3 protein-coding genes are annotated in these 1,898 nt (G+C 73.1%); 1 reads left to right on the top strand and 2 read right to left on the bottom strand.

What is annotated here, in order from left to right; genetic code table 11:
• Window positions 1-758, top strand: a 758-nt coding sequence (locus Q2100_RS27260) for a hypothetical protein (RefSeq protein ID WP_302916567.1), incomplete at its 5' end; no start/stop codon positions are given.
• Here the strand turns inward: Q2100_RS27260 and Q2100_RS27255 are convergent.
• A complete protein-coding gene (locus tag Q2100_RS27255) occupies window positions 755-1,471 on the bottom strand; it encodes a type 1 glutamine amidotransferase (RefSeq protein WP_302916566.1) in 717 nt (238 codons plus the stop codon). The two genes, Q2100_RS27260 and Q2100_RS27255, sit on opposite strands and share 4 nt — an antisense overlap.
• A partial coding sequence (locus tag Q2100_RS27250) for a DUF1727 domain-containing protein (RefSeq protein ID WP_302916565.1) occupies window positions 1,464-1,898 on the bottom strand: 435 nt, incomplete at its 5' end. The genes Q2100_RS27255 and Q2100_RS27250, both read right to left, overlap by 8 nt.

The raw sequence follows: 1,898 nt of genomic DNA, 5'->3' as shown, positions 1-1,898 counted from the left end.
CCCACTATCGCGCCGTCCACCGCGGGGTCTATGTGTCGCGGGACGCGACGCTGACGCTGCGTGACCGGGCGGTCGCGGCCTGGCTGGCCTCCCGCCGCAAGGGTGTGGTGGCGGGCACGGCCGCTGCGGCACTGCACGGTGCCGCGTGGCTGGACGCCGAGGCGCCGATCGAACTGCTCGGCGCGACGTGTCAGGCGCAGCCGGGGCTGGTGCCGCTCGCCGACCGGTTCGGCGACGACGAGGTCACGGCGATGGCCGGGCTACCGGTCACCACCCGGGTGCGCACGGCGTTCGACATCGGGCGGCACGTCGACCGCCGCGAAGCGCTGGCCCGGCTGGACGCGCTGATGTGGAGTGAGCGCTACTCGGTCGCGGCGGTCGACGAGCTCGTCGACCGGTATCCCCGGGCGCAGGGGGTGCGGCGGTTGCGCGCACTGCTGCCGCTGGTCGACGGGGGTGCGGCGACGCCGCGCGAGAGCAGGGTCCGGCTGTGGCTGATCGACGCGGGCTTCCCGGCGCCGGAGACGCAGATCGCCGTGGTGGAGAACGGCGAACCGGTGGCGTTCCTCGACATGGGATGGCCCGAGTGCAAGGTCGCGGTGGACTGCGGCGCCGACGTCGCGAAGCTGCGGATGCTGCACGCGCTGGGCTGGGCCGTGGTGCCGGTCGCGAACGAGAACAGGCCGGTCGACTGGTTGGCGGCCGTCGAGGATGCGCTGGCGCGGCGCGGCTTCTTCGTCGAGACCCACGCGGCCTAGGCGCGCCGCGGCGCGGCCAGCCGTTCGCGCCGCAATTGCTCGACCTCGTCGAGCGGCAGCGGCGGCAGGTCGCCCACCACCCGCGACAGCAACAGGTCGGCGAGTTCGGGATTGCGGGCCAGGCACGGGCCGTGCAGATAGGTGGCGACCACGCTGCCCTGTACCGCCCCGTCGAAGCCGTCGCCGTCGCGGTTGCCCGCACCCTTCTCGACGCGGGCCAGCGGCCGCGCGTCGGAACCGAGAACCGTTCCGCCGCGGTGGTTCTCGAAACCGGTCAGCCGCTGCGACAGTCCGGGCAGCAGCGGCTGGGACACCACCTCGCCGATCGTGCGGGCCTGCTGCGGCGAGGTCGTCACGTCGAGCATGCCGACGCCGTCCACCCGCTCACCCGACGACGTCTCGTACCAGTGGCCGAGCACCTGGATGGCCGCGCAGATCGCCAGCACCGGCGCGCCCCGGGCCGCCGCCTGCTGCAGGCCGGGATGGCGGATCAGGTGCCTTGTGGCCAGCCGCTGCGCGTAGTCCTCGGCGCCACCGAGTGTGTACAGGTCCAGCTGCGCGGGCACCGGGTCGGCCAGGGTGATCTCGACGACCTCGGCATCGATACCCCTGCGCCGCAACCGTTCCCGCAGCACCACGGAGTTGCCGCCATCGCCGTAGATGCCCATCACGTCGGGCAGCACCAGCCCGATCCGCACGGTCGACTCAGGCACGGGCATCCTCGGGCAGGCGCGCCAGCACGCGGTTGAGTTGCAGGAAGGCCGTGTAGTTCGCGATCACCTCGACGTGTCCCGGCGGGCACGAGGCGATCGCCTTGACGGTGTCGTGCACCAGGGTGTGCCCGACGCCCGCATAGCCCAGCCGCACCGCCAGGTCGGTGCCGCGTTCCCCGGCGGCGACCACCTGGGTGTCCTCGAAGTGTTCGAAGCGCACGTCCCACAGCCACGACAGGTCTTCGCCGTCGGGCACCTGGCCGTTGACCGAGATCACCACGCCCGCACCGTGTTTGTCGACCATCGACAGCGCCTCCTGCCAGCCGGCCGGGTTCTTGGCAAGCAGCACGCGGGCGGTGTGCTCGCCGAGGCGCACCGTGCGGTAGCGGCCCGCGACCTCGTCGACCGCCGACGCCGCCGCCACGGC

Source organism: Mycolicibacterium arseniciresistens (genome assembly GCF_030519285.1).
Taxonomy (GTDB): domain Bacteria; phylum Actinomycetota; class Actinomycetes; order Mycobacteriales; family Mycobacteriaceae; genus Mycobacterium; species Mycobacterium arseniciresistens.
This window is presented reverse-complemented; position numbering and strand designations above follow the sequence as displayed.